General features: G+C 69.7%; 22 protein-coding genes and 1 riboswitch. Of the genes, 3 read left to right on the plus strand and 19 right to left on the minus strand.

Going from position 1 to position 21,455, the window contains the following annotated elements; genetic code table 11:
• Positions 1 to 89 precede the first annotated feature (89 nt).
• The 4 genes from ACNJ7E_RS28675 to ACNJ7E_RS28690 are packed head-to-tail and all read right to left on the minus strand — an operon-like array spanning position 90 to position 3,691.
• The gene (locus ACNJ7E_RS28675; RefSeq protein WP_418341575.1) at positions 90 to 833 is read right to left on the minus strand and encodes a (2Fe-2S)-binding protein; all 744 of its coding nucleotides are present in this window, start codon (positions 831 to 833) and stop codon (positions 90 to 92) included.
• Positions 826 to 1,602 (minus strand): ABC transporter ATP-binding protein, encoded by a 777-nt coding sequence (locus tag ACNJ7E_RS28680; protein ID WP_418341576.1) that lies wholly within the window; start codon positions 1,600 to 1,602, stop codon positions 826 to 828. The genes ACNJ7E_RS28675 and ACNJ7E_RS28680 overlap by 8 nt, the downstream gene beginning before the upstream one ends.
• On the minus strand, positions 1,599 to 2,687 hold the full coding sequence (locus ACNJ7E_RS28685) for a FecCD family ABC transporter permease (RefSeq protein WP_418341577.1): 1,089 nt from the start codon (positions 2,685 to 2,687) through the stop codon (positions 1,599 to 1,601). The genes ACNJ7E_RS28680 and ACNJ7E_RS28685 overlap by 4 nt, the downstream gene beginning before the upstream one ends.
• Positions 2,684 to 3,691 (minus strand): ABC transporter substrate-binding protein, encoded by a 1,008-nt coding sequence (locus ACNJ7E_RS28690; protein WP_418341578.1) that lies wholly within the window; start codon positions 3,689 to 3,691, stop codon positions 2,684 to 2,686. Before ACNJ7E_RS28690 ends, ACNJ7E_RS28685 begins: the two co-directional genes overlap by 4 nt.
• A gap of 95 nt (positions 3,692 to 3,786) precedes the next feature.
• Positions 3,787 to 3,925: riboswitch (cobalamin riboswitch) on the minus strand.
• A gap of 95 nt (positions 3,926 to 4,020) precedes the next feature.
• On the opposite strand from ACNJ7E_RS28690, the gene ACNJ7E_RS28695 reads away from it, so the two are divergent.
• Both ACNJ7E_RS28695 and ACNJ7E_RS28700 read left to right on the plus strand, forming a co-directional pair.
• Positions 4,021 to 6,141, plus strand: coding sequence for an MMPL family transporter (locus ACNJ7E_RS28695; RefSeq protein WP_280782683.1), 2,121 nt, complete (start codon positions 4,021 to 4,023; stop codon positions 6,139 to 6,141).
• 32 nt (positions 6,142 to 6,173) lie between these two features.
• On the plus strand, positions 6,174 to 8,168 hold the full coding sequence (locus tag ACNJ7E_RS28700; RefSeq protein ID WP_280782682.1) for an SDR family oxidoreductase: 1,995 nt from the start codon (positions 6,174 to 6,176) through the stop codon (positions 8,166 to 8,168).
• A 5-nt stretch (positions 8,169 to 8,173) separates the two neighbouring features.
• Here ACNJ7E_RS28700 and ACNJ7E_RS28705 read toward each other — a convergent pair whose 3' ends face one another.
• From ACNJ7E_RS28705 to ACNJ7E_RS28745, 9 genes are all read right to left on the minus strand, one after another.
• Complete coding sequence (locus tag ACNJ7E_RS28705) at positions 8,174 to 9,052, minus strand: ferredoxin family protein (RefSeq protein WP_280782681.1); 879 nt, start codon at positions 9,050 to 9,052, stop codon at positions 8,174 to 8,176.
• 29 nt (positions 9,053 to 9,081) lie between these two features.
• The gene (locus ACNJ7E_RS28710; RefSeq protein ID WP_418341579.1) at positions 9,082 to 9,660 is read right to left on the minus strand and encodes a YdeI/OmpD-associated family protein; all 579 of its coding nucleotides are present in this window, start codon (positions 9,658 to 9,660) and stop codon (positions 9,082 to 9,084) included.
• A gap of 10 nt (positions 9,661 to 9,670) precedes the next feature.
• Positions 9,671 to 10,183: a hypothetical protein gene (locus ACNJ7E_RS28715; RefSeq protein WP_418341580.1), complete on the minus strand. Its 513-nt coding sequence runs from the start codon at positions 10,181 to 10,183 to the stop codon at positions 9,671 to 9,673.
• Between the two features lie 36 nt (positions 10,184 to 10,219).
• Positions 10,220 to 11,194 (minus strand): R2-like ligand-binding oxidase, encoded by a 975-nt coding sequence (locus ACNJ7E_RS28720; protein ID WP_105420556.1) that lies wholly within the window; start codon positions 11,192 to 11,194, stop codon positions 10,220 to 10,222.
• A gap of 151 nt (positions 11,195 to 11,345) precedes the next feature.
• On the minus strand, positions 11,346 to 12,131 hold the full coding sequence (locus ACNJ7E_RS28725; RefSeq protein ID WP_418341581.1) for an alpha/beta fold hydrolase: 786 nt from the start codon (positions 12,129 to 12,131) through the stop codon (positions 11,346 to 11,348).
• A 28-nt stretch (positions 12,132 to 12,159) separates the two neighbouring features.
• Complete coding sequence (locus tag ACNJ7E_RS28730) at positions 12,160 to 12,543, minus strand: VOC family protein (RefSeq protein ID WP_280782678.1); 384 nt, start codon at positions 12,541 to 12,543, stop codon at positions 12,160 to 12,162.
• Positions 12,544 to 12,688: 145 nt separating this feature from the next.
• Positions 12,689 to 13,291: a dihydrofolate reductase family protein gene (locus tag ACNJ7E_RS28735; RefSeq protein WP_280782677.1), complete on the minus strand. Its 603-nt coding sequence runs from the start codon at positions 13,289 to 13,291 to the stop codon at positions 12,689 to 12,691.
• On the minus strand, positions 13,284 to 14,837 hold the full coding sequence (locus ACNJ7E_RS28740; RefSeq protein WP_280782676.1) for a DNA polymerase Y family protein: 1,554 nt from the start codon (positions 14,835 to 14,837) through the stop codon (positions 13,284 to 13,286). Before ACNJ7E_RS28740 ends, ACNJ7E_RS28735 begins: the two co-directional genes overlap by 8 nt.
• Complete coding sequence (locus tag ACNJ7E_RS28745) at positions 14,834 to 15,673, minus strand: hypothetical protein (protein WP_280782729.1); 840 nt, start codon at positions 15,671 to 15,673, stop codon at positions 14,834 to 14,836. The genes ACNJ7E_RS28740 and ACNJ7E_RS28745 overlap by 4 nt, the downstream gene beginning before the upstream one ends.
• 211 nt (positions 15,674 to 15,884) lie before the next feature.
• On the opposite strand from ACNJ7E_RS28745, the gene ACNJ7E_RS28750 reads away from it, so the two are divergent.
• On the plus strand, positions 15,885 to 17,096 hold the full coding sequence (locus ACNJ7E_RS28750; RefSeq protein ID WP_105420571.1) for a serine/threonine-protein kinase: 1,212 nt from the start codon (positions 15,885 to 15,887) through the stop codon (positions 17,094 to 17,096).
• A gap of 12 nt (positions 17,097 to 17,108) precedes the next feature.
• On the opposite strand, the gene ACNJ7E_RS28755 is transcribed toward ACNJ7E_RS28750, so the two are convergent.
• The 6 genes from ACNJ7E_RS28755 to ACNJ7E_RS28780 form a co-directional block, all read right to left on the minus strand.
• Positions 17,109 to 17,768, minus strand: a complete 660-nt coding sequence (locus ACNJ7E_RS28755; RefSeq protein WP_009479420.1) for a response regulator — start codon at positions 17,766 to 17,768, stop codon at positions 17,109 to 17,111.
• A 39-nt stretch (positions 17,769 to 17,807) separates the two neighbouring features.
• Positions 17,808 to 18,251, minus strand: a complete 444-nt coding sequence (locus ACNJ7E_RS28760) for an RDD family protein (protein ID WP_418341582.1) — start codon at positions 18,249 to 18,251, stop codon at positions 17,808 to 17,810.
• Positions 18,248 to 19,093, minus strand: a complete 846-nt coding sequence (locus tag ACNJ7E_RS28765; RefSeq protein ID WP_418341583.1) for a WXG100-like domain-containing protein — start codon at positions 19,091 to 19,093, stop codon at positions 18,248 to 18,250. Before ACNJ7E_RS28765 ends, ACNJ7E_RS28760 begins: the two co-directional genes overlap by 4 nt.
• Complete coding sequence (locus tag ACNJ7E_RS28770) at positions 19,093 to 19,407, minus strand: WXG100 family type VII secretion target (protein ID WP_418341584.1); 315 nt, start codon at positions 19,405 to 19,407, stop codon at positions 19,093 to 19,095. Before ACNJ7E_RS28770 ends, ACNJ7E_RS28765 begins: the two co-directional genes overlap by 1 nt.
• The gene (locus tag ACNJ7E_RS28775; RefSeq protein WP_418341585.1) at positions 19,404 to 19,907 is read right to left on the minus strand and encodes a YbaB/EbfC family nucleoid-associated protein; all 504 of its coding nucleotides are present in this window, start codon (positions 19,905 to 19,907) and stop codon (positions 19,404 to 19,406) included. Before ACNJ7E_RS28775 ends, ACNJ7E_RS28770 begins: the two co-directional genes overlap by 4 nt.
• A 154-nt stretch (positions 19,908 to 20,061) precedes the next feature.
• Complete coding sequence (locus tag ACNJ7E_RS28780) at positions 20,062 to 21,444, minus strand: PspC domain-containing protein (RefSeq protein ID WP_418341586.1); 1,383 nt, start codon at positions 21,442 to 21,444, stop codon at positions 20,062 to 20,064.
• Positions 21,445 to 21,455: the final 11 nt, after the last annotated feature.

Raw genomic sequence — 21,455 nt, forward strand, 5'->3', positions numbered from 1 at the left:
CGCTGGGGAAGACGCATCATTCGAACGGGAGTTCGAACGCCTTCAGTCTGCCATCACACCCGCGGACCGGTCAACGCAGGCACCCGGACTCACGTCACGAGCGCGGCCAGACCTTTCAGACGGTCCTCGGCCGGCCTCCTCGGGCAGCTCACACACTTGCCCGACCCGGGGGTCTCGTAGATCAGGCAACACGACGCCCGCTGCGTGAACCGGCGTGACAGTGCCCCGGCCCGGATGTCGACGAACCGCGGGTCCGGCATCACCACACCGACGCGGCGGAGTGCGTCCACCAGCCCCCGGGCGAAGATGCTGCCGCGTGCGCGATCGCCGCACGCCGTTCCCGCGTCGAGTGCCCGGTTGGCGATCGAATCCGTCGTGATCGCCCACATCGCCGCCTGCCGCACCCCGGACGCCGCGGTGAGAGCGTCGATGATCGGCGTCAGCGCCGCGGCCATCTCGGACGCCAGCTCGGACAGCCCCTCGGTGACCGGCAGTGCCGACGACGCGGTCAGGCCGCCGAGATACCCGTCGTCCCGCAGGAATGCCACGGCGTCGACGAGCCGCGGCCGGGCGGCGACCCCCGTGACGAGCGCGGTCGCGATCGGAATCCCGGTCAGGGTCGAGCTGGCCGAGTACCACCACAGGGTGCCGTTGACCCGGGGATCGTCGCTGCCCCACCGCCTCGCCGTGTCCGCGACGCGGTCTGCGAGCCAGCCGGGATCGGTCAGGCGCACGGCCGGGAACGAGGAGGCGCCGGGTTGCCCGATCTGGTCGGCGATCATCGGGACGCGGCGGGCGGTCAGCTCGTACGCACGCCGCAGTTGCTCATCCATCGGCCAACCCCAGGATCTCCATCGACAGCCGCGGCGTCGACCGCACGACGGCGCGGATGCCGAACACCCCGCCGAGCACGGCGTCGTCCAGCACGTCGGCGGGCGGACCGGTGCTGATCACCCGTCCATCGTGCATCACGGCCAGCGTGTCGCAGAACTCGACGGCCAGCCGGAGGTCGTGCATGGTCACGACGATCGCCAGACCGTCGCACGCGAGGTCACGCAGCAGGTTCATCACCGTCAGCTGATGCCGCAGGTCGAGGTGGTTGGTGGGTTCGTCGAGCAGCAGGACCCTCGGCTGCTGCGCGAGCGCCCGGGCGATCGACACCCGTTGACGCTCCCCGCCCGACAGCGCCTGGACGTCGCGATCCGCGAGTTCGGCCAGCCCGACCTGACGTATGCACGTCTCGACGATCTCACTGTCGGCGCCGGTCGCCCGTTCGAACCAGCCCCGGTGCGGGATACGTCCGAGCGAAACGGATTCGCGCACGGTCAGTCCCGCGGACACCCGCGGCTCCTGGGTGCTCGCCCCGATCGTGCGGGCCAGTTCCCGCCGGCCCAGATCGGCGGTGTCCGTTCCGTCGACGGCGACGGCGCCCCCGGTCGGGGTGAGCGCGCGGTAGCAGCAGCGCAGCGCGGTGGTCTTGCCGGAACCGTTGGGCCCGACCAACGCCAGCACCTCACCGGGACGCGCGGAGAAGTCGACACCGTGCAGCACTTCCCGCGACCCGAGTTCGGCGCGGACACGTTGCAGACTCAGCGCGGTCACTGTTCGGCCCTCCGATACTGCCGGTAGAGCATCCACACGAAGATCGGCGCTCCCACGAGCGCGGTGACGACGCCCACCGGGACCTCGATGCTGTGCGCGACCGACCGCGCGGCCGTGTCCGCCGCGACCATCGCGATCGCGCCGAGGAATGCGGCGACGGGCAGCAGCCTGACCGCCCGGGCGCCCACGACGTACCCGGCCAGGTGCGGCACCAGCAGACCGATGAAGCCGATGCCGCCTGCGACGGACACGGCGGCCCCGGCCAGCATCGACACACCGAGCAACTGCACGACGCGGAAGCGTCGCACGTTCATGCCGAGGGCGGCGGCGCCGTCGTCTCCCGCCTGCAGCAGGTCGATGCGGCTCGCGCTCAGCATCATCGCGGCCCCGACCGTCGCGAGTGCCACGGCCGGGAAGATCGCCGTCGACCAGCGCGAGTCGCCGAAACCGCCCGCCAGCCAGTACATCACCGAACTCAGTTGATGCTCGTCCGCGACGACCAGAATCGAGAACGTGATGAGAGCCGAGAACACCTGCGCCGACGCGACGCCCACGAGGATGACGGCCGTCGGCTGCGGATACCGTCCGCCGATCGCCAGCGACAGGAACAGCGGCACCATCGCGCCCAGGAACGCCGCGACGGGAACGGTGAACGCGCCCAGCGCTCCCACCCCGAGCCCGAGCACCGTCACCACCACCACGCCGAAACCGGCACCCGAGGACACGCCGAGCAGATAGGGATCGGCCAGCGGATTGCGGGTCACCGCCTGCGCCACGGCGCCTGCGAGGGCCAGCGCCGCACCGACGGTCGCCGCGGTCAGCGCCCGCGGCAGCCGGGAGTCGAGGACGATCGACTCCCGCGCCTGTGACCACCAGGACTCGAATGCGCCGGGGGCCACGCGGTGCGCGACGATCGCCCACACGTCGCCGACCGGGATGCGCACGGAACCGAACGACACCGCGAGGCCGACGACGAACAGGGTTGTCAGCACGAGCAGCACCGTCAGGCCCGCGAAACCGAGGCGTGCGCGGGCCGGGTGTGGTGCCTGCGCCGGTGGTGCCGCACGTTCTGCGGTGACAGTCATCGCGCGCCGACGTCGTCCGGATGAAGTGCCCGCGCGATCGTCTCCACCGACCGCACCAGGCGCGGGCTCTCGAAGAAGTCGTCGAGCGGCACCACCACGAAGCGGCCGGCCTTCACGGCGGGTGTCGTCGACATGATCGGGTGCGACTTCAGGAAGTCGATCTTCGCCTGCGCACTCGTCGTGCCGTAGTCGAGGACGACGATCGCCTCCGGGACGCGTTCACCGATGATCTCCCAGGTGGACTTCGAATACGGCTTCTCCCCTTCGGCGAAGAGGTTGGCCGCACCCGCGTGGTCCGCGATGAGCTGGCCGACTCCCACACCGCCGATCGTCAGCGGGACGTCCTCGCCGGAATCGTAGAAGAACGTCGGAACCGGGGCGGCGCCCGCGATCTCGTCGCGCACGGCCTGCAACCCGGACGTCACCCGGTCGGTGATCGCCCGCGCCCGGTCGGGGTCTCCGAGGATCTCGCCGAGCTGCTGGTAGTCGCTGCGCAGCAGACCGATGTCCGGGAAGCCCTGCCCGCAGTACTCGGAGAACAGGAAGGTGGGAATGCCCTGGTCGCCAAGGGATTCGCGCGACCGCCCCTCCTTCTCGTCGAACGCGCTCCGCATTCCGCCGACCACCAGGTCGGGGTCGAGGTCGAGGATCTGCTCCCGGGTCGGGTATTCCTTCGCGAGTTTCGGGATCTTCGCGAAGGCGTCCGCGAACTCGGGCAGCGGGGTCGCGTCGCCGTACCCTGTGCCGACGATGCGGTCGCCGGCCCCCATCTCGATCAGCACCTCGGTGACGTGATCGTTCATGCTGACGATGCGCTGGGGCGGGGCGTCGAACGTCTCCGTTCGATCGCAGTTGGTGACGGACACCGGCTCGGCGAAGGATTCTGCGGAAGCGGTCTGCCCCACGGACTCCCCGCGCGAACACCCGGCGACCACCAGCGCGGCCACCAGCGCGGCCACCGCGAGCGTGACCAGACCGGTACTTCTGAACAACTGACCGTGCATGTAAACCTCATTGCGGCTCAGAGCCACGAATGAGAAGTCAGCAGACGCCCGGTGCGGCGCCTGCAGGACTCCGCTTCGTAGACCACGACGAAAAGGATGTCGCACACCCCACGTCGGGTAATCGGGCTCGCCACCGAAATGATCTGGTGGCCTACCGTTGCGGGTCAGCGCCGGATTCGGACCGGCTTCCCCCGTGCGTGTGGCTGCAAGTGCGATGCCGAGTATGCACGATTTGCCGGGAGCCGCGTCACACCCCCGCCGGTGACACCCCGATCCGCACTACAGTCGGCAGTCGCAGCTGCCCGCCCCAGACACGCCGGAGATGACGCATGACACGTTGGGCCTCGACCGTTGTTTCACGCAAATGGTGGGTCCTGAGCCTCGCCGTCGTCGCCGTTCTGGTGAGCGGCGTGTGGGGCACCGGTGTCTTCGCGAAACTCAGCTCGGGCGGGTTCACCGATCCCGGTAGCGAATCCGCCGAAGTGGCCCGGATCGTCCAGGACAACCTGGGTCCGCAGACGCCGGACATCATCGCCATCTACACGGCACCCGAGGGGAAGACCCTGGACGACATCGGCCCCGAGGTCACCGCGAGTCTCGACCGGTTCGCCGCCGAGGTGCCGACGTACTCGGTGACCTCGTACTGGACCGCGGACGCGGCGAGAAAGCAGCTGATGGTGTCGGAGGACGGCACCAAGGCGTCGGCCGCGATCACCGTCGACCCCGACGCCGGGATCACCGCCGCCACGTTCGACGACCTGTTGCCGAAGCTCGAGGTGGAGGGCATCGACACCGAGTTCGCGGGCAATTCGGTGGTGGGTGTGGCGTTCAACAACCGGCTGCAACAGGACCTGGTGCTGGCCGAGGCGATCGCGCTCCCGATCACTCTCGTGTTGCTGGTCTTCATCTTCGGCGGTCTGGTGGCCGCGGCCGTTCCGGTGTTCGTCGGGCTGCTCTCGATCTTCAGCGCCCTGGCCACCCTGCGTCTGCTGACCCTGTTCACCGACGTCAGTTCGTTCGCGATCAACGTGGCGTCCCTGCTCGGCCTGGGGCTCGCGATCGACTACGGCCTGTTCATCGTCGGACGTTTCCGCGAGGAACTGGAGTCCGGCGCCGACGTCGCGGAGGCGACCCGGCGCACCGTCCTGACCGCGGGCCGCACCGTGCTGTTCTCCGGTCTGCTTCTCGTGTGCGCGTTCTCGGGCATGCTCGTGTTTCCGCAGGACGTGATCAAGTCGCTCGGGTTCGGTGCGATGGCCGCGGTCGCGAGCGCGGCGCTGCTATCGCTCACCGCGGTCCCGGCGCTGCTCGCGATCCTGGGTCATCGCATCAACGCACTGACCTGGCGCAAGGATGCGGCGCGGCGCGGGGAGGTTCGCGCCCGCAAGTTCTGGGGCTCCGTCGTCACCTGGGTGATGCGGCGGCCGGTCGCCATCGCGGTCGGCATCGTCGCGGGGTTGATGGTCCTCGCCTCGCCCCTGCTCAGCGCATCGCTCGGCGAGGTCACGTACACGACGCTGCCGGAGAACGATCCCGCCCGCATCGCCACCGACACTCTCACCACCGAATTTCCGACCACCGGAAACGGCGCCACTCTCATTCTCCGGGGCACCGACGGCACCGCCCCGACCGCCGCCGACGGCGCCGCGGTCGCCCAGGCCGCCGGCCGGGTGGAGGGCATCGGGGCGGCCACCGTCGTCGCGTCCGGCAACGAACTGGTCGCGGTCCAGGCCGTCTACTCCGAGGGCGTCACCACCGACGACCAGAGCGCGGCGGTGGCCGGACTCCGGGCCATCACGCCACCCGAGGGAACCGAACTCCTCGTCGGCGGCGGTCAGGCGACCGTCGACGACGGGAACGCGGCGATCGTGCACTGGATGCCGGTGATGATCGCGATCATGGTGGGGTCGACGCTCGTGCTGCTGTTCCTGGCGTTCGGCTCGGTGGTGCTGCCGATCAAGGCGGTCGCGATGGCGGGGCTGAGCCTCGCCGCCACGTTCGGTGTGCTCACGTGGATCTTCGAGCTGGGCCACGGCGCGAGTCTGCTCGGGGTCAGTCCGGCACCGCTCGAGGCGACGTTCGTGGTCCTCATCCTCGCCGTGGTCTTCGGCCTGTCGACCGACTACGAGGTGTTCCTGATGTCACGCATGGTCGAGGCGCACGAGGCAGGCGCGACCACGGAGGAGGCGGTGCGCTTCGGCACCGAGCGCACGGGCCGCATCGTGACGGCCGCGGCGCTGCTGCTCGTGGTGGTGACCGGAGCGTTCACCATCTCCGGTCTGTCGATCATGCGGTTCCTCGGTGTGGGGATGATCGTCGCACTTATCGTCGACGCGACGGTGGTCCGCATGCTCCTCGTTCCGTCCCTCGTGAAGCTGATGGGCGAGGCCAACTGGTGGGCTCCGGCCTGGATGAAGAAGGTGCACGCCAAGGTGGGTCTGGGCCACTAGTGCATTATCTTACTTTGGAGTAAGTTCGGGTCATGTCCACCTACCTCGTCACCGGCGGAACCGGCTTCCTGGGTCGGCACGTGCTGCCCCTGATCCTCGACCGCGATGCATCAGCCGAGATCCACGTCCTCGTCCGGCGCGCGTCCGTCGCGCGCTGGGAGGCGCTCGTCGACGGCATGCCGGGCGGCGAACGCGTGCATCCGCTGATCGGCGACCTGACCGAGCCCGGCCTCGGACTCACCTCGGCGCCGGCGGCCGACCACGTCCTGCATCTCGGCGCGATCTACGACCTCACGGCGGGCGACGAACAGGCCACCACGAACGTCGACGGCACCCGCTCGGTGATCGCGCTGGCCCGGGAACTGGATGCGACGCTGCACCACGTCTCGTCCATCGCCGTCGCGGGGGACCACGAAGGTCCGTTCAGGGAAACCGATTTCGATCTCGGGCAGGGGTTCCCCACCCCGTATCACCGCACCAAGTTCGAGGCGGAGAAGCTGGTCCGGGAAGCCGGCGGACTGCGGTGGCGAATCTACCGCCCCTCCGCGGTGGTCGGCAGTTCGGTCACCGGCGAGGTGGACAAGATCGACGGCCCGTACTACCTCTTCCCCGCCATCGCGGCGCTCGCGAAACTCCCCGCGGCCCTGCCCGTGGCCGTCCCCCGGATCGGCTCGACCAACGTCGTCCCCGTCGACTACGTGGCCGCGGCCATCGTGGAGTTGATGTCGGCACCGGGACGGGACGGCCAGACGTTCCATCTCGTCCATCCGCGCCCCCAGCCGGTCCGCGAGATCTACGCCGCGCTCGCCAAGGCCGCCGGTGCACCGCATCCCGCGGCCGGACTCCCCGGCGGACTCGTCCGCCCCTTCCTCACTCCCACCCCCCACTCGGCCCTCGACACGGGCCGCAAGGTGGTGCTCGGCGCTCTCGGCATCCCGCCCGTGCTCGTCGAGAACATGACGCTGCCCACGGTGTTCGTGAACGAGGACACCCGGGAGGCGCTGCGCGGCACAGGCATCGACGTCCCCCGGTTCGCGTCGTACGCCGACAGGCTGTGGTCGTACTGGCGTGAGAACCTCGACCCGGATCGAGCGCGCAGGCCCCACCCGGCCGGACCGCTCGTGGGCAGGCACGTGGTGATCACCGGGGCGTCGTCCGGAATCGGCCGGAGTTCCGCGATCGCGACGGCCCGCAAGGGCGCGAAGGTCATTCTCCTCGCCCGGCGCACCGAGGAACTCGACGCCGTGGTGGCCGAGATCCGTGCGGCGGGCGGCGACGCCTACGGGTACCCCTGCGACATCACCGACGAGGAGTCGGTCGAGCACACCGTCAAAGCAGTTCTCGCCGAGCACGATCACGTCGACATGCTCGTCAACAACGCCGGCCGGTCGATCCGGCGGGGCCTCTACCACTCCACGGACCGGCTCCACGATTTCGAGCGGACCATGGCCGTCAACTACTTCGGCGCGGTCCGGCTCGTCCTCGCCTTCCTCCCGCAGATGCGCGAGCGGCGGTACGGGCACATCGTCAACATCAGCAGCGCCGGGGTCCAGGGCGCGACGCCGCGGTTCGCCGCCTACGTCGCCAGCAAGTCGGCCCTCGACGGCTTCACCGACGTCGCGGCGTCCGAAACCCTCTCGGACGGAATCACGTTCACCACCATCCACATGCCACTGGTCGAGACGCCGATGATCGCACCCACCGGCCGGTACAACATCGGACCGATCACCTCCCCGGAGAAGGCGGCGGCAATGGTCGTCCGGGCGCTGATCGAACGCCCCAAGCGCATCGACGTCCCGACCGGCACGCTCGGGGAACTTGGCCACGTCTTCGCACCCGCCGTCAAGGATCGCGTGATGCACCAGATGTATCGCATGTTCCCCGATTCCCCGGCGGCGAAGGGGCAGAGCACGGACGACGCGGCGCCGGCACCTCAGCACACGCCGGAACCTAGGCACCACCCGTCGTCGGTCCTCGGCCGCGCCGCCCGGAAGGTCGGAAGGCTGGTGCCCGGCACCCACTGGTGACCGAGTCAGGGGGCGAGGGCGCGGACTCCGGTGGCGACGACGGGTCGCACCGGCTTCGGCGCCGCCCCGCAACTCGCCGGCCGGGGCGGCAGCTCCCACTCCTCCAGGTCGACCACCCAGCGGCGCCCGTCGCGATGCGCGACAACCGAGTTCGCGTCCACCGTGAGCTCGTCCGCGGCCACGTCCACGAGATCGCGGACGGCGAGTTCCGCCACCTGCCCCGGTGCGTCCCAGCAGCTGCGGCCGCGCAGCCCGGTCGGGTACACCTCGCCCCGGGCGGCGGCGCGGACCGCGTCGACACTCTCCTGCGTCGACAACCGGCCGTAGGTGTACCCCGTCGGCAGCAGGATCAGCGAGGGCGCGAACCGGTGCCCACCCGTGTGCGAGCACTCCCACACCGCGTCGCCGAACTCCGCGGCCAGGCCGGCCGCGACCGGCCGTCCGAGGACGGCGCAGCACTGATCCCTCTTCCCGTGCGCGCACACCAGCACGACCGGGTCCGTCACCGGTGTGCCCAGACCGGGTGCGGTCCCCGCGATCAGCCCGAGGTCCAGGTCGAGCAGGTCTTCCGGGAAGCCGATCTCGAGCCGCTCGCACCACGACCGCGCGGGATGCGACTGCGCCAGCAGCACCGTCCGTTGATCCGGGGCCGCGGTGCTGCGGCCCGGCCGGCGGATGAACATGACCCGCACCCCGGCGGCGTCGGCGCGGGCGTCCAGCTCACGGGCCAGGTCCGGTCCGAGCGCGGTGCCGTCGAGTACGTCCCGGCCCCACGCGCCGGGGAACTCCAGGCACACCCAGCCCGTGACATGCGCAGCGGTGCCCGCGAGGGGTTCGTCGGTCGCGGACAGAGCAGAGCAGGTGGCGGTGATCGTGTCAGGCACGATGCCATTGTGTCAGTCGGGAAAATCGGTCAGTCATGGAACTTCCTGCGCTCCGACAACTGCTGGACGAACTTCTCGATGCGGCGCGCACGCGTCTCCGGGCGGGTGGCGTCCTGCAGGCGGAAGTAGACGGCGTACCGGTTGTGGCTGTCGAGTGTCGCGTAGAAGGCCTCGGCCTCGGGATTCTGCGCGAGGGCGTCCAGGAAGTCCTGCGGTATCTCCGCCGCCTTCTGTCCCGCGTACGCGCGGTCCCAGCGACCGTCCGCCCTGGCCCGCTCCACCTCCGCCGCGCCCCCGGGCTCGAGGAGACCTGCCTCGGCGAGTTTCTCCGCGAACTCCCGGTTCCGCTTCGACCACGGACTCCGCGACGAGCGCGGGGTGAACCGCTGCACGAAGAAGTCGTCGTCGACGCGGCGGACCTGGCTGTCGATCCAGCCGTAGCACAGCGCGACCTGGAGAGCCTGGTCGTAGTTGATCGACGAATGCGCCGACCCCTTCTTGGCCATCTTCAGCCAGATGCCCGGTGAGGAGTCGTGATGAGCGCCGAGCCATTCCCGGAACTCGGCCGGTCCGGAGAAGTACTCGACGCTGAGCTCGGCAGCACACATGTGCCCGAATCTAGCGGGAGAACAGCTGTCCCGCCCAGACCCGGACGAATCCCTGGGACAGATATCCGAGCGTCCCGAGCGCCAGCACCCATTTGGTGATGCTGACCGCACTGGTGGTGCGCACGGTCGCGTCGGTGATGTGCTCGCGATGGGACAGCAGATACAGCCCGACGACGTTCTCGGCGTAGTCGCCTGCCGCGGAGATCACCGGGGCCGCCGCCAGCGCTTTCTGCGATCTCGCCGAGAGTGGTGTCAGCTCCGCCAGACGTCGTGCGCCCGTGCGCAACGCGACCGCGTAGATCAGGGGATGGACGAAGTCCGGGTAGTAGTGGCTGCGGTAGCGCGCCCTGTCTGCAGCGGACATTGCGTCGAGGATCGCCGTGTAGGACCGGGCGGACCGGGCGGTCTGGATGTCGGCGAGCCGGGGTGCCACCGGGCCGAGTAGCCGGACGATGTTCGCCTGCGAGATCACGAATGCTGCAGACCAGCCGAGGAGTCTGCGGTCGAGTGCGGTGAGCGCCATGAGCCGATCCTGCCATCTGTCACCGCGGCGCGTGCCTCAGCCGGCGGCCTCGGACATCGCCTTGGCGTCCTCCTCGCCGAACTTCTCCTCGAGGGCCTCGGGTGAATAGTCCAGATCGATCTCCTCGACCGGGCGTCCCCGCGCCGACTCGATCGCCCCCAGCCGGCGCTGCGCCCGGTCCGCGGCGTACGCGATGAACTCCTGGTCGTCGAGCCCGTACGGCTGGACCTCGAATTGCTTGTTGACCCAGTCGATCATGCCCAGTGCCATCGGCATCAGCTCCGCCATCCGCTCCTGGACGACACCCCAGTTGCTGTCGTCGGCGGCGACGTGCCGGCGACAGGTGAACGTTCCCCACGCCATGTGGCGTCGTTCGTCGTCGCCGATCCTGCGGACGAGCTCCTGCATGCCCGGCAGGATCCCGCGCGTCGTGCACACCTTCTGCCAGGCGTAGTACCCGGTGAGCGCGAGACTGCCCTCGATGACGTGGTTGTAGGTGACGCTGGCCCGCACCTGATTGGCCGGACTGGGATCGGTCTCGAGCACCTTCAGCGATCCCGGCAGCTCCTCGTAGAACAACTGCCGGTAGTACGGGTTCTCGGCGACGAAGGGATGCAGGTCGCGTGTCAGGCCCACCGCGTCCATCCACAGCCGGAACACCTGGGTGTGCTTGGCCTCCTCGAAACAGAACTGCGTCAGATACATCTCGTCCCCGAAGCGCCCCTCGGCGGCCATCGCCTTCATGAACGGCTGGATGTCCTCGGTGACCGCTTCCTCACCGGCGATGAACTGTGCGACCAGATACGTGGAGTTGCGCTGCTGCTCCGAGTTCAGCCCCTCCCAGTCCTCCGCGTCCCGGCTGAAGTCGAGGTCCGTGGGATTCCAGAACTTGGCGTTGCCCTTCGTGAACAGCCGCAACGGGAACGCGTCCCAGTTGAGGCCCCCGGCGCGGAGCGAGCTGAACCCTTGCCTGCCGGGCGCAAAGGGGCGTCCAGGCGTGAGTGTCGACATCGTTGACCTTCTTCCGGACGTGCGGAAGACGCCGTCGGACGCCCCGCAGCTTCGGGGCGCTCGTCTGACAACCGGCCCGTTCCGAGCCCCCGCTTCGGTTCCCACGCTAGTCCTGTCGAAGCCGTCGCGGTTTACATTTTCGGACTTTTTGTCAGCTCGTCTCGAGCTTCATCAAGAACGGCAGCACCGCCGCCGCGAAGTCGTCGTAACGGTCGCGGTGAATGCTGTGCCCGCTACGGAACACCACCACCCGGCAGTTCGGTATCGCCGCCACCGCGGACTCGAGTCTGCGCGGATCCACCATTCCGCCCGGACCGCCCCGCAGGATCAGCGTGTCGGCCTCGATGTCCGGCAATCTGTCCCACCACAACGGATCCGGGCGGCGGAACTGCTCGAGCGCCGAGCCCGTCATCGACCGGTCGAACGCGAACGCGGCCCGCGGATGCCGGATCAGGCTCGTCGTCGCGTGCCACAGTTCCGGCAGCGACGGCAGCCGATTCGCGAAAACCTGTTCCGGGTCACCGGGACGCAACGGGAGCGGGGCCTCCTCGATCACCAGCCGGCGAACCAGCCCGGGTCTGGCCTGGGCCGCGAGCGATGCGGCATGACCACCGAGCGAATGCCCGACGAGATCCACCCGCGTCAGCCCGAGGTTGTCGCACACCTCCACCACGTCGGCACCGAACTCCTCGAACAGATACGACGCGGCGCGGGCACTGCGACCGTGCCCCCGCAGATCCACGACGAGCACTCGTCGCCCGCGGGCGACGAGTGCGCGGGCAAAGCGGTCCCAGGTGCCGCCGTCACCGCCCATCCCGTGCACCAGAACCACCGGCACGGGATGGACGCCCGACAACCCCGGCACCGAGGACTCGCCACTGTCCCGGTAGGCGATCTCGATACCGGCGCGCGTCGGGGTAGTCCTGCTCGTCTCCACGAGAATCCAGACTAGCGACCGCCGCGGACTACCCGCCCGACCCGTACGGGCGGGTGATGATCTCCAGATAGTGACCGGACGGGTCGAGGAAGTAGACGCCCCGCCCGCCGTCGTTGGTGTTGATGGTGCCCGGCAGCGTCTGCCGCGGATCCGCCCAGTGCTCGAGCCCCCACTCGACGATCAGACCGTAGATCCGGTCGAAGTCGTCCTCGCCGACGAGGAACGCATAGTGCTGCGGCGGGAATTCGACCGGCGGTTCCGCGAAGTCGAGGGACACCCCGTTGTCGAGGGCGACCGCCAGGAAGTGGCCGGCAGGCACGGCGTCCGGCAATCCGAACAACGTGGTGAAGAATGTCGCCGACTCCTGCTTGTTCTTGGCAGCGACGATCGTGTGGTTGAAAGAAATGGTCACAGTCGACCCTTTCGAGGTATGCCACGACCCGACGATGCGGCCGTGGCCGGCCTCCATGCCTGACGCTGTCCGCCACCGGCACGCGACCCTCTGCACAGCAAAGCATTTCGAACGGTCGGTTCGCAAGGGAGATCGGCTGGGCGGGTTACGCCGCCCGCCCCACCCGATAACGCAACGTGACGACCCCGGAGTCGTACCCCTTCGACTCCAGCAACGTCAGCGCACGCATCCCGGTGTCCTCGTCGAGGAGCCTGCGGCCGTGCCCCAGCAGGATCGGCACCACGTGCAACTGGATTTCGTCGACCCGCTCGGCGGCGAGCAGTGCCCGTGCGAGGGTGATGCTCCCCCAGACGATCATGTCGCCACCGGGCTCCTGCCGAAGTTGCTGCACCCGCTCGACGACGTCGCCCGGCCACAGCTGCGCCGGCTCCCGATCCCCCCACGGGGCACTGTCCAGCGTCGAGGAGAACACGAGCTTCGGGATCGAGTTGACGATCTCGGCCACGACCTCACCCTGCGCCTGTTCGGTGGGCCAATAGTCCGAGAACATCTGATACGTCTTGCGCCCGAGCAGGGCGAGGTCCGTGTCGGCGAGCAGACGGAGGTTGTACCGGTCCACCTCACCGTAATCCGGCACCGCATCGAAGAAGTCCAGCTCGCCGGACCGCCCGGCGACGAACCCGTCGAGGCTCGTCAATTCCTGGACGACGACCCTGCGGTGCCGTGTGTCCCGCTCCGTGTCACTCATAGATTCCCTCCACCGACCAGCGGCCTGCCGTGCAGATCACCAGCAGCGCCCGCGACTCTTCCAGCAGCACCTGGGCCCGGGCCGCCGTCCGGGCGGCCGGAGGGTCCCACCACCGCTCGTCCACCGGCCACGGTCCGGCCCATCCACACACCGCCCACTCTCGGCTCCCCCACCGCAACCGCGCGGGAGGCGCGCTGAACACCCCCCGTTCCGTGACCGTCACAGCCATACCCCGCTCGTCCGACATCCACACCTCCGGATACGCGGTCAGCACCGCGGCAGGCGCCGGTTCCGGCAACGTGCCCGGCCACGGCTCCGACGGATCGTTGCGCGGAATCAGCTCGTCACCCAACGGCAGCAACGTGATGCGCTCCGCCGGGCCCCGCCCACCGCTGAGGACCCCCACCTGCACGGCTTCCCCGCCGAGCAGTCCCTGCACGCGCACCAGAGCCCGCCGGGCCCGCTCGTCCTGGTCGCCGACTCCACCCCACAGCCCCAGCTGCAGGGCGCCGGCGGCCACCACTTCCACCGGTTCGAGCCGCAGGACGGCGATACCGGCGGTGGGCCGCTTCTCACTGCGCCCGGTCAGCCACCCGTCCAGCTGCCACCGCACCCGGTCCGCCGTCGCCTCCGGCGTCAACGGTTCCGCACATCTCCAGATCCGGGACAGTTGCTCACCGTTGCCGGTGCTCGCCGAGATCGACAGCCGGGTGCAGGCCACCGCGGCGTCCGACAGTGTGCGATGAAGCTTCTCCGCCAGCGCACGACCCGCGAAGGCGGCGGCGTCGACCCGTTCGATGACGGGATCGCATCGTTCCTCGACCTCCAGGTCGGGAGGCAGCGACCGCCCCGACGGGGGACGCTCCGGCTCACCCCGCGCGGCCCGGTGCGCCAGCACCGCATCGGTTCCGAACCGCGAAGCCACATCACCCGCCGACAGCGCGGCGAAACTGCCGATCGTGCGCAACCCGAGCCGGTGCAGCAGATCGACCAGCTCACCGCGGTGGGGTGCCGCGAGGCTCGGCTCGGCGGCCAGTTCCCGCATCGGGAGCGGCGCCAGGAAGTCCGCCCCCTCACCGGGTGGCACGAGAGTTGCTCTGCGCGCGGCGATCACGGCCGTGGACAGCTGATCGGCGATGCCGACCTGGCACTCCACCCCCACCGCCGACACCTGGTCCACCAACCGTTCCGCGGCGGCTTCCTCCGAACCGAAGTACCGGGCGACACCGCGAGCGGACAGCACCACCAGACCGGGTCGCAGCACCTCGACACCGGGCGCCACCGCGTCGACGGCCGAGGCGACCGGCTCGAACAGCCGCGCGTCGCGGTCGGGATCGGCGGTCACCACGTGCAACCGGGGGCACCGGGCCTGGGACTCGCGGCGGCGCAGGCCTCTGCGCACCCCGTCCGCGCGGGCCGGTGCCGAGCAGGCGATCACCCGATTGCCCGACGTCACCGCCACCGGATGAGTCGGCGGGAGGTCCGCGGCAGCGGCCGCCGCGACCGCGGGCCAGTCGGGGCACCACAACGCCAGCACCCGGCTCACAGACCCACCACCTCCACCGGCCCCGGGAAGGGGGCGGCCTCGAGGGGCGCCACCGGTTCCGGTGCACTCACCCATTCCACCCGGCCCTGCGCCGACCGCACGTCCAATCGGGTGGTGCGCGGCTGGAACGACCGTCCCCGGGCGCACACCGCCAGACTGAGGGAACGCAACCGCCCGCATCCCCGGTCCTGAGATCCGTTGCCCAGTCCGGCGTAACCGTGCACCCGGGCTTCCAGCCGCATCTCCGCGCCGTCCCAGTGTCCGTCCGTGACGACCAGGGTCGCCCCCTTGCTCCGGGCCCGGGCCACCACCGCGCGCGCCCGGGACGGCGCCACCGACGCCCCACCCAGTCCGAGCACCACCAGATCCATTCCGTCCAGGAGCACCGCGGCGATCTCCACCGGATCGGCGCCCGGATCGGGGATCAGGGCCAGCCGTTCCAGCTGCGCCCCCATCTCGACCGCTGCCAGCACCCCGAGCCGGGGATGTCCGATCACCGCGACGTGTCCGCCGCCCGCGGTCACGGACGCGACCAAACCCAGCAGGAGCGAGGTGGCACCCGACACCGACACCACCGAACCGCGCACCAGCCCGCCTCGGGGAAGGAGTTCGGCCAGTGCAGCCGGAACCGGAAGCACCCCGGCAGCATGGGAATCGGGCGCTGCGGACGTGCCCGTCGTGGGGAACGCACTCTCCACCGGGGCGCGGCTCGCCACCGATTCACCGCGCGCGGGGACAGCGGCCATCCGTCGTCGGAGGTAGTCCAGACGCTCCTGCCGGGACAGCCCGGACAACTCGGGAGACCCCGGCACCGGAAACCCCGGCTCGCCGGCCACTTCAGCCAACTCGACACCCCTGACACTCGGCACCAACAGCGGTCGGCAACCACGGGGAAGACGCGGCTCGAACAGACGCTTTGTTCGAACGTATTTTCGAACTCATTTCAAGTAAAGCCGGTCAGTGGAGGCCCGTCAAGTGGACCCCGAACGGCCAGGTCAGGACCGTCGCGCATCCCGTGTCCGCGCAATCCTCTAACCTGAACGCGTGATGGAGCAGGAGCAGAGCGAAAGGGGCATCGGACCCGAATACCTGGTGGCCGGAAGGTACCGCCTGCGGTCCAAACTGGGCGGCGGTGGAATGGGCGCGGTCTGGCTCGCACGGGACACCCTGCTGCACCGCGACGTCGCCATCAAACAGGTCACCACAACGGCCGGACTCGACCCCGACGAGGCCCGCCGTGTCCGCGAACGCACCATGCGGGAAGGGCGCAACGCCGCCAAACTCGCCCACAGCCATTCCATCGCGATGTACGACGTCGCGCTCGAGGCAGGCGAGCCCTGGTTGGTCATGGAGTACCTGCCGTCCCGCAGCCTCGCCCAGGCGATGAACATCGCCGACACACTGCCCCCGCTCGAGGTCGCCCAGATCGGCGCGCAAGTGGCCGACGCGCTCACCGCCGCCCACGCCGCCGGGATCGTGCACCGGGACATCAAGCCGGGCAACATCCTCGTCGCCGACCGCGGCCGCGAACTCGGCACCGTCAAGATCAGCGACTTCGGCATCGCCCGCGCCAAGGGCGACTCCGCCGACACCACGAACGGGGTCATCACCGGCACACCCGCGTACTTCTCCCCCGAGGTCGCCCGCGGCCAGGACCCCACCGAGGCCAGCGACGTCTTCTCGCTCGGTTCCACGCTGTACACCGTCGTCGAGGGCCAGCCGCCATTCGGGATCGACTCCGATTCCATCGCACTCCTGCACCGGGTCGCGAAGGCCGAGATCTACCGTCCCAGTAAGGCCGGACCGCTCACCGACACGCTGCTGCACCTGCTCGAGCCCGACCCGGCGCGTCGCCCGACGATGGCCGAGGCCCGCGACGCCCTGGCCCGGGTGGCCATGGCCGGCGACGGGAACGTCGCGCACCTCGTCGGTTCGCCCGTCTATTCCGCAGACGGCACCATCCCGGCGTGGGCACACCGTTCGACGCCGTTGCCCGACTCACGCCGGCGCAGCAAGCTGGTGAGTTCCACCCAGGCCGGTCTGCCCGCCGTGCCTCAGAGCACACCGCTCAAGAACGTGCCGCGGCCGCTCGGCCGGTTGCAGTGGCCGCCGCGCCCGACGAAACCCGCTCCCGGTTCGCCGGCCCCGACCGTCCGCGATCAGGTGGTGGCGTGGGCGCCGATCGCCATGGGTGTCATGGTCGCGATCCTGATCCTGGCCGTGCTCGTGGCCGTGATCGTCCTCCTCGCCCAGCCCTGATACGCCGGGAGGTCAGTCGATCCGCCGGCGGTGCGCCCACCTCGTGAGCGCATTCCGGTTGGACTGCTGCGTCTTCCGCAGCACGTTCGACGCATGCGTTTCGACCGTCTTCACCGAGATCACCAGTTCCTCGGCGATCTCGCGGTACGTGTACCCCCGCGCGAGCAGCCGCAGCACTTCCAGCTCCCGGGGCGTCAGCGAATCCAGCTCCGGATCCAGCTGCGGCTCAGGAGCATTGGAACGCCCGGTGAAGGAGTCCAGCACGAATCCCGCGAGCCTCGGGCTGAACACGGCGTCACCGCCTGCGACCCGGCGCACGCCGTCGGCCAGTTCCGCGCCCGAGATCGTCTTGGTGACGTACCCGCGTGCCCCGGCGCGGATCACGGCGATCACATCCTCGGCGGCGTCGGACACGCTCAGTGCCAGGCACACCGGACCCGACTCGATGCCCCGCAGCACAGCGACACCGCCCCCGTCGGGCATGTGGACGTCGAGCAGCACGACGTGCGGTGAGGTGGCGTTGATCCCGGCCACCGCCTCCGCGACACCGCCCGCCTCGCCCACCACCTCCATGTCCGCTTCCCTGCCGAGCTCGGCGCGGACACCGGAACGGAAAACGGCATGATCATCGACGAGAAAGACACGGTACGGGGGTGTTTCAGGCAAAGTCACTGCAGCTGTTCCTCGCGTGGGCGGTAGTGTCACCCCACTCTAGAGCGTGTCGAATGATTCGCTCTGTCGCCGCACCACCGCCGGCATCCCGTCTTCCCCGTCGGTGGCGGTATCCGATTGGAGAGCCGCTCCGGCACTGCGAAACCAGGCCTTCGCCAGATATCCGAAGCTCGGCCACCTTCCGTCCTCCGGCCGCACGACGCAGAGACCCGTCATCCACTTGCCGAACGTCGCATGGAATCGCGCCTGAATCGCGGTCCGGTGGACGAACGAGAACACGAGCCACGCCGGTATCACCGCGAACCCCGCCGTTCCCTCCGCCGCGTTCGGCGGCACCGACTGTCCGGCCGTCTGCACGACGTAGACGACGACTCCGACCACGGCCCCGACGAGTGCGTGCAACACGAGGTCCAGCACGAGGGCGACACCACGCCGGAGGTGGCCGGCGGGCCGGACCCGCTGCCGGCTGTCGACCACGTTCACGGCAGACGCCCGTCGATCTCGTCGCGGGCACGCCGGACGTCGTCATCGAGTCCGGTCCGGTCCAGCACCTCGTCGACGACGGCGCCGCTGAATCTCGGTGTGCCGACCGTCTCCTCCTGCACGTAGGAGCCGAGCATGCCCCCGAACCGAGCACGAGGGTCGGTGAACTTCAGCCCGAACGCGCCGTTGACCGCCCCCTTCACGCCTCCCTGAACCGCACCCTTGCCGCCCGCCTCTGCAACGTTGCCCCAATCCATGCTGTCGCGCCGACCCACGTGTATCTCGTACTTCTGAAACGCAGCCTCGAGAACCGCCTGGGTTCCGGCGCCGGCCGCTGCACCCGTCGCCGCGCGGGTGAGTATCGAGGTGATCAGCTGCCGGATGATCATCCGGACGGTGACCTGTGTGGCCGCTTCCGCCGCGAACGCGGCCGGGCTCGCCGCACCGAACGTCATCGCGCTGGCCACCGCTACCGCGACGAGTTCGGCCGCCAGCGCCACCAGGGCCGCGATGATCGACAGTTTCGCGACCCGGATGTCGTCGGCCGACCAGTCGAGGGTGTCGCCGAGTTCGTGAAGCAACCCCGACAACTCGCGTAGCGCCCCGTCCGCACCGATCCGCGCCCAGTGCTGCGCCATCGAGGTGTCGACGTCACCACTGACCCCGGACATGGCCGAGCGCATCGCGGCGTCGGCCTCCTCGATGATGTCGTCGAGCGAGGCACCGGCGTCCTTCCACCCCTGCCCGAGCCGCTCCATCGCCGTTTCGTCCGCGTCGGGCCAGTCCGCCCCGACGACCTTCTCCGCCAGCCACCGGACACTGCCCGGAACCTCGATGCCCATCAGAACAGCCCGGCGAGGCTGGATGTGGTGCCGCGGTCGGTGTCGTCGAACGAGTCGGCGGTGCTCCTGAGCCTGGATCCGAGCGCGGCCAGCGCCCCGACGGCGAACCCCAACGACTGTCCGGCCGCGTCCGCGGACGGCAGATACCCGCTCGCGAACGTCGTCCCGGTCCCGTCGCCGCCCCAGCATTCCCCCTCGGCCTCGAGGGTCGAGTGCAGTGTGGCGGCGACCTCTGCCATCCGCTGCGACAGTGCGTCGAATCGGGGTGCGACGCTACGCAGATGCGTCGGGTCCACCCACAGCTGCGTGCTCACTGCCACCCGTCCCGCAGGACCGGCCGATTCCACCGCGCGTCGTCGGGATCATCGAGGTCCGGTTCCCGCTCGGCCGGGACGCCACCGACGTCGGGCTCGAGGCGCGGGAGGAAGTCCCGAAGACTCGGAGCACCGGGAACGAGGTCCGGCAGATCCGGCAGGGTCTCGGTCGCGGCCACGATCGATCCCATGAGGCGCATCGACTCGGTGTGCGCGGCCCCGCCCGCACGCCGGGCGGCTTCGGTCATCGCACGTCCCAGCGACTCAGGGGTGGACCGCCGGAACGCGTCCGGTGCGAGGCGCACGTCCACCACGCCGCCCACCGAGTTCACCACCACCTGCACCAGTCCGTCGGTGGACGCCCCACTCATCCGCAGCTGCGCCACCCGCTGCTGAGCGGCATGCAGTTCCTGCGTCTGCCGGTCGAGCGTGGCCAGCATCGAGTCGATCTGATCCTGCAACTCGTGCTCGCGCACGCGCAGACCCTCACGGTCGAACATGAAATCCCCCCTTGACATCTCGCGTCCCACCCCGCCGCAGCACGGTGCGACCACACGACCCCCACAGTCGTGTCGCCGGCGAACGTTACCCCTCACCGGGACAGCCTGCGAGCAGACACCGCGCACCAGTGCGCCGACACGGCGAAAGTGGTGCTCACGCACCCTGACTGAACGGCACGTCCTCGACGCCGGCAGTGTCCGTGTCCTCGGCGGCACCCGCTGTCGCCCACGTCCGGCCGTTCCGCGGCATGTGGATTCGCACCTCGGTGCCCTTGCCGGGTGCGGACCGCACGTCGACGTGCCCGCCGCGCCGCTCGATCCGTCCACGGATCGACTTCGCCAGGCCCTGACGGTCCGGGGACACCTCGTCGACGTCGAATCCGACGCCGCGGTCCCGGACGAACACACTGACCTGTTCGCGCTCGGCTTCGGCGAACAGGTTGATGTCCGTCTCCCCGGAATGCTTGGCCGCGTTGACCAGAGCCTCCCGCGTCGCACCGAGCACCGCCGTGAAACTCTCCTTCGACAGACCCTCGCCCGTGCCCTCGACGTCGAGCGCCACATCGCCGACCGTCACCGGCCGCACCGTGACGCCGTGATGGTCCTCCACCTCGCCTGCGATGATGCGCAACGCCTCCGCGAGGCTCGAATGGTCGGTGTCTCCCCCACCGAACAACCACTTCCGCAGTTCTCGTTCCTGCCCCCGGGCCAGCCGCGCGACCTCCTGCGGATCGTCGGCCTGCTTCTGGATCAGCGCCAGGGTCTGCAGGACGGAGTCGTGCAGGTGTGACGCGATCTCCTCACGCTCGTCGTTGCGGATCCTGGCGGCACGCTCCGCGCCCAGCGCGCGCCACAGTCGCAACCACAGGGGCACGGTCAGCAGCCCGGCGCCGACGAGGGTGACCACCACGGCCAGCAACGACGAACGCAGCGCAGCCAAGTCGACCTGCGCGAGGATCACCACACCGAGACCCGACACGATCAACGTCACGCCACCGAGGACCCGCGCCCAGGTGAGGACGGTGGGACGCTGCGGCAGCCCGATGACGGTGCGCGGACCTTCCGAATCGAATTCGCGCCACACCAGAGCCGCGCCGACCGCCACCACGATGATCGGCGCGATCACCGAACCGACCCGGCCACTGAACAACCACGACAACGCGGACGCACCGGCCAGGCCGATCGCGATCAGTCCGTACGCTCTCCGCCGCTCGGAGGCACTGGGCTTCTCGGTGTCGGAACCTGCGGCCGTGAAGATCCACAACAGCCCGTAGCCGACGATGCCGGCGCCGGCGAGCGCGGCGAGACACGCGAATGCGACCCGCACCTTCATCACGTCGACGCCCAGCTGATCGGCGATACCACCCGCGACGCCACCGACGATGCGACCACCGGTCCGGCGTTCGAGCCGCGGCATGGGAATGCCGTCGGGCGGGGCAGGCGCGGTCACGGCGCCCGCGTACTGGGCACCGCCCGCGGACGTGTTCGACACAGGTTGCACATGTTCGATACTGGCACGATCCCCTGGCCCCGGCATCAGGGTCCAAC

The organism is Rhodococcus mengyinensis, from assembly GCF_048381435.1.
GTDB lineage: Bacteria > Actinomycetota > Actinomycetes > Mycobacteriales > Mycobacteriaceae > Rhodococcus_F > Rhodococcus_F opacus_D.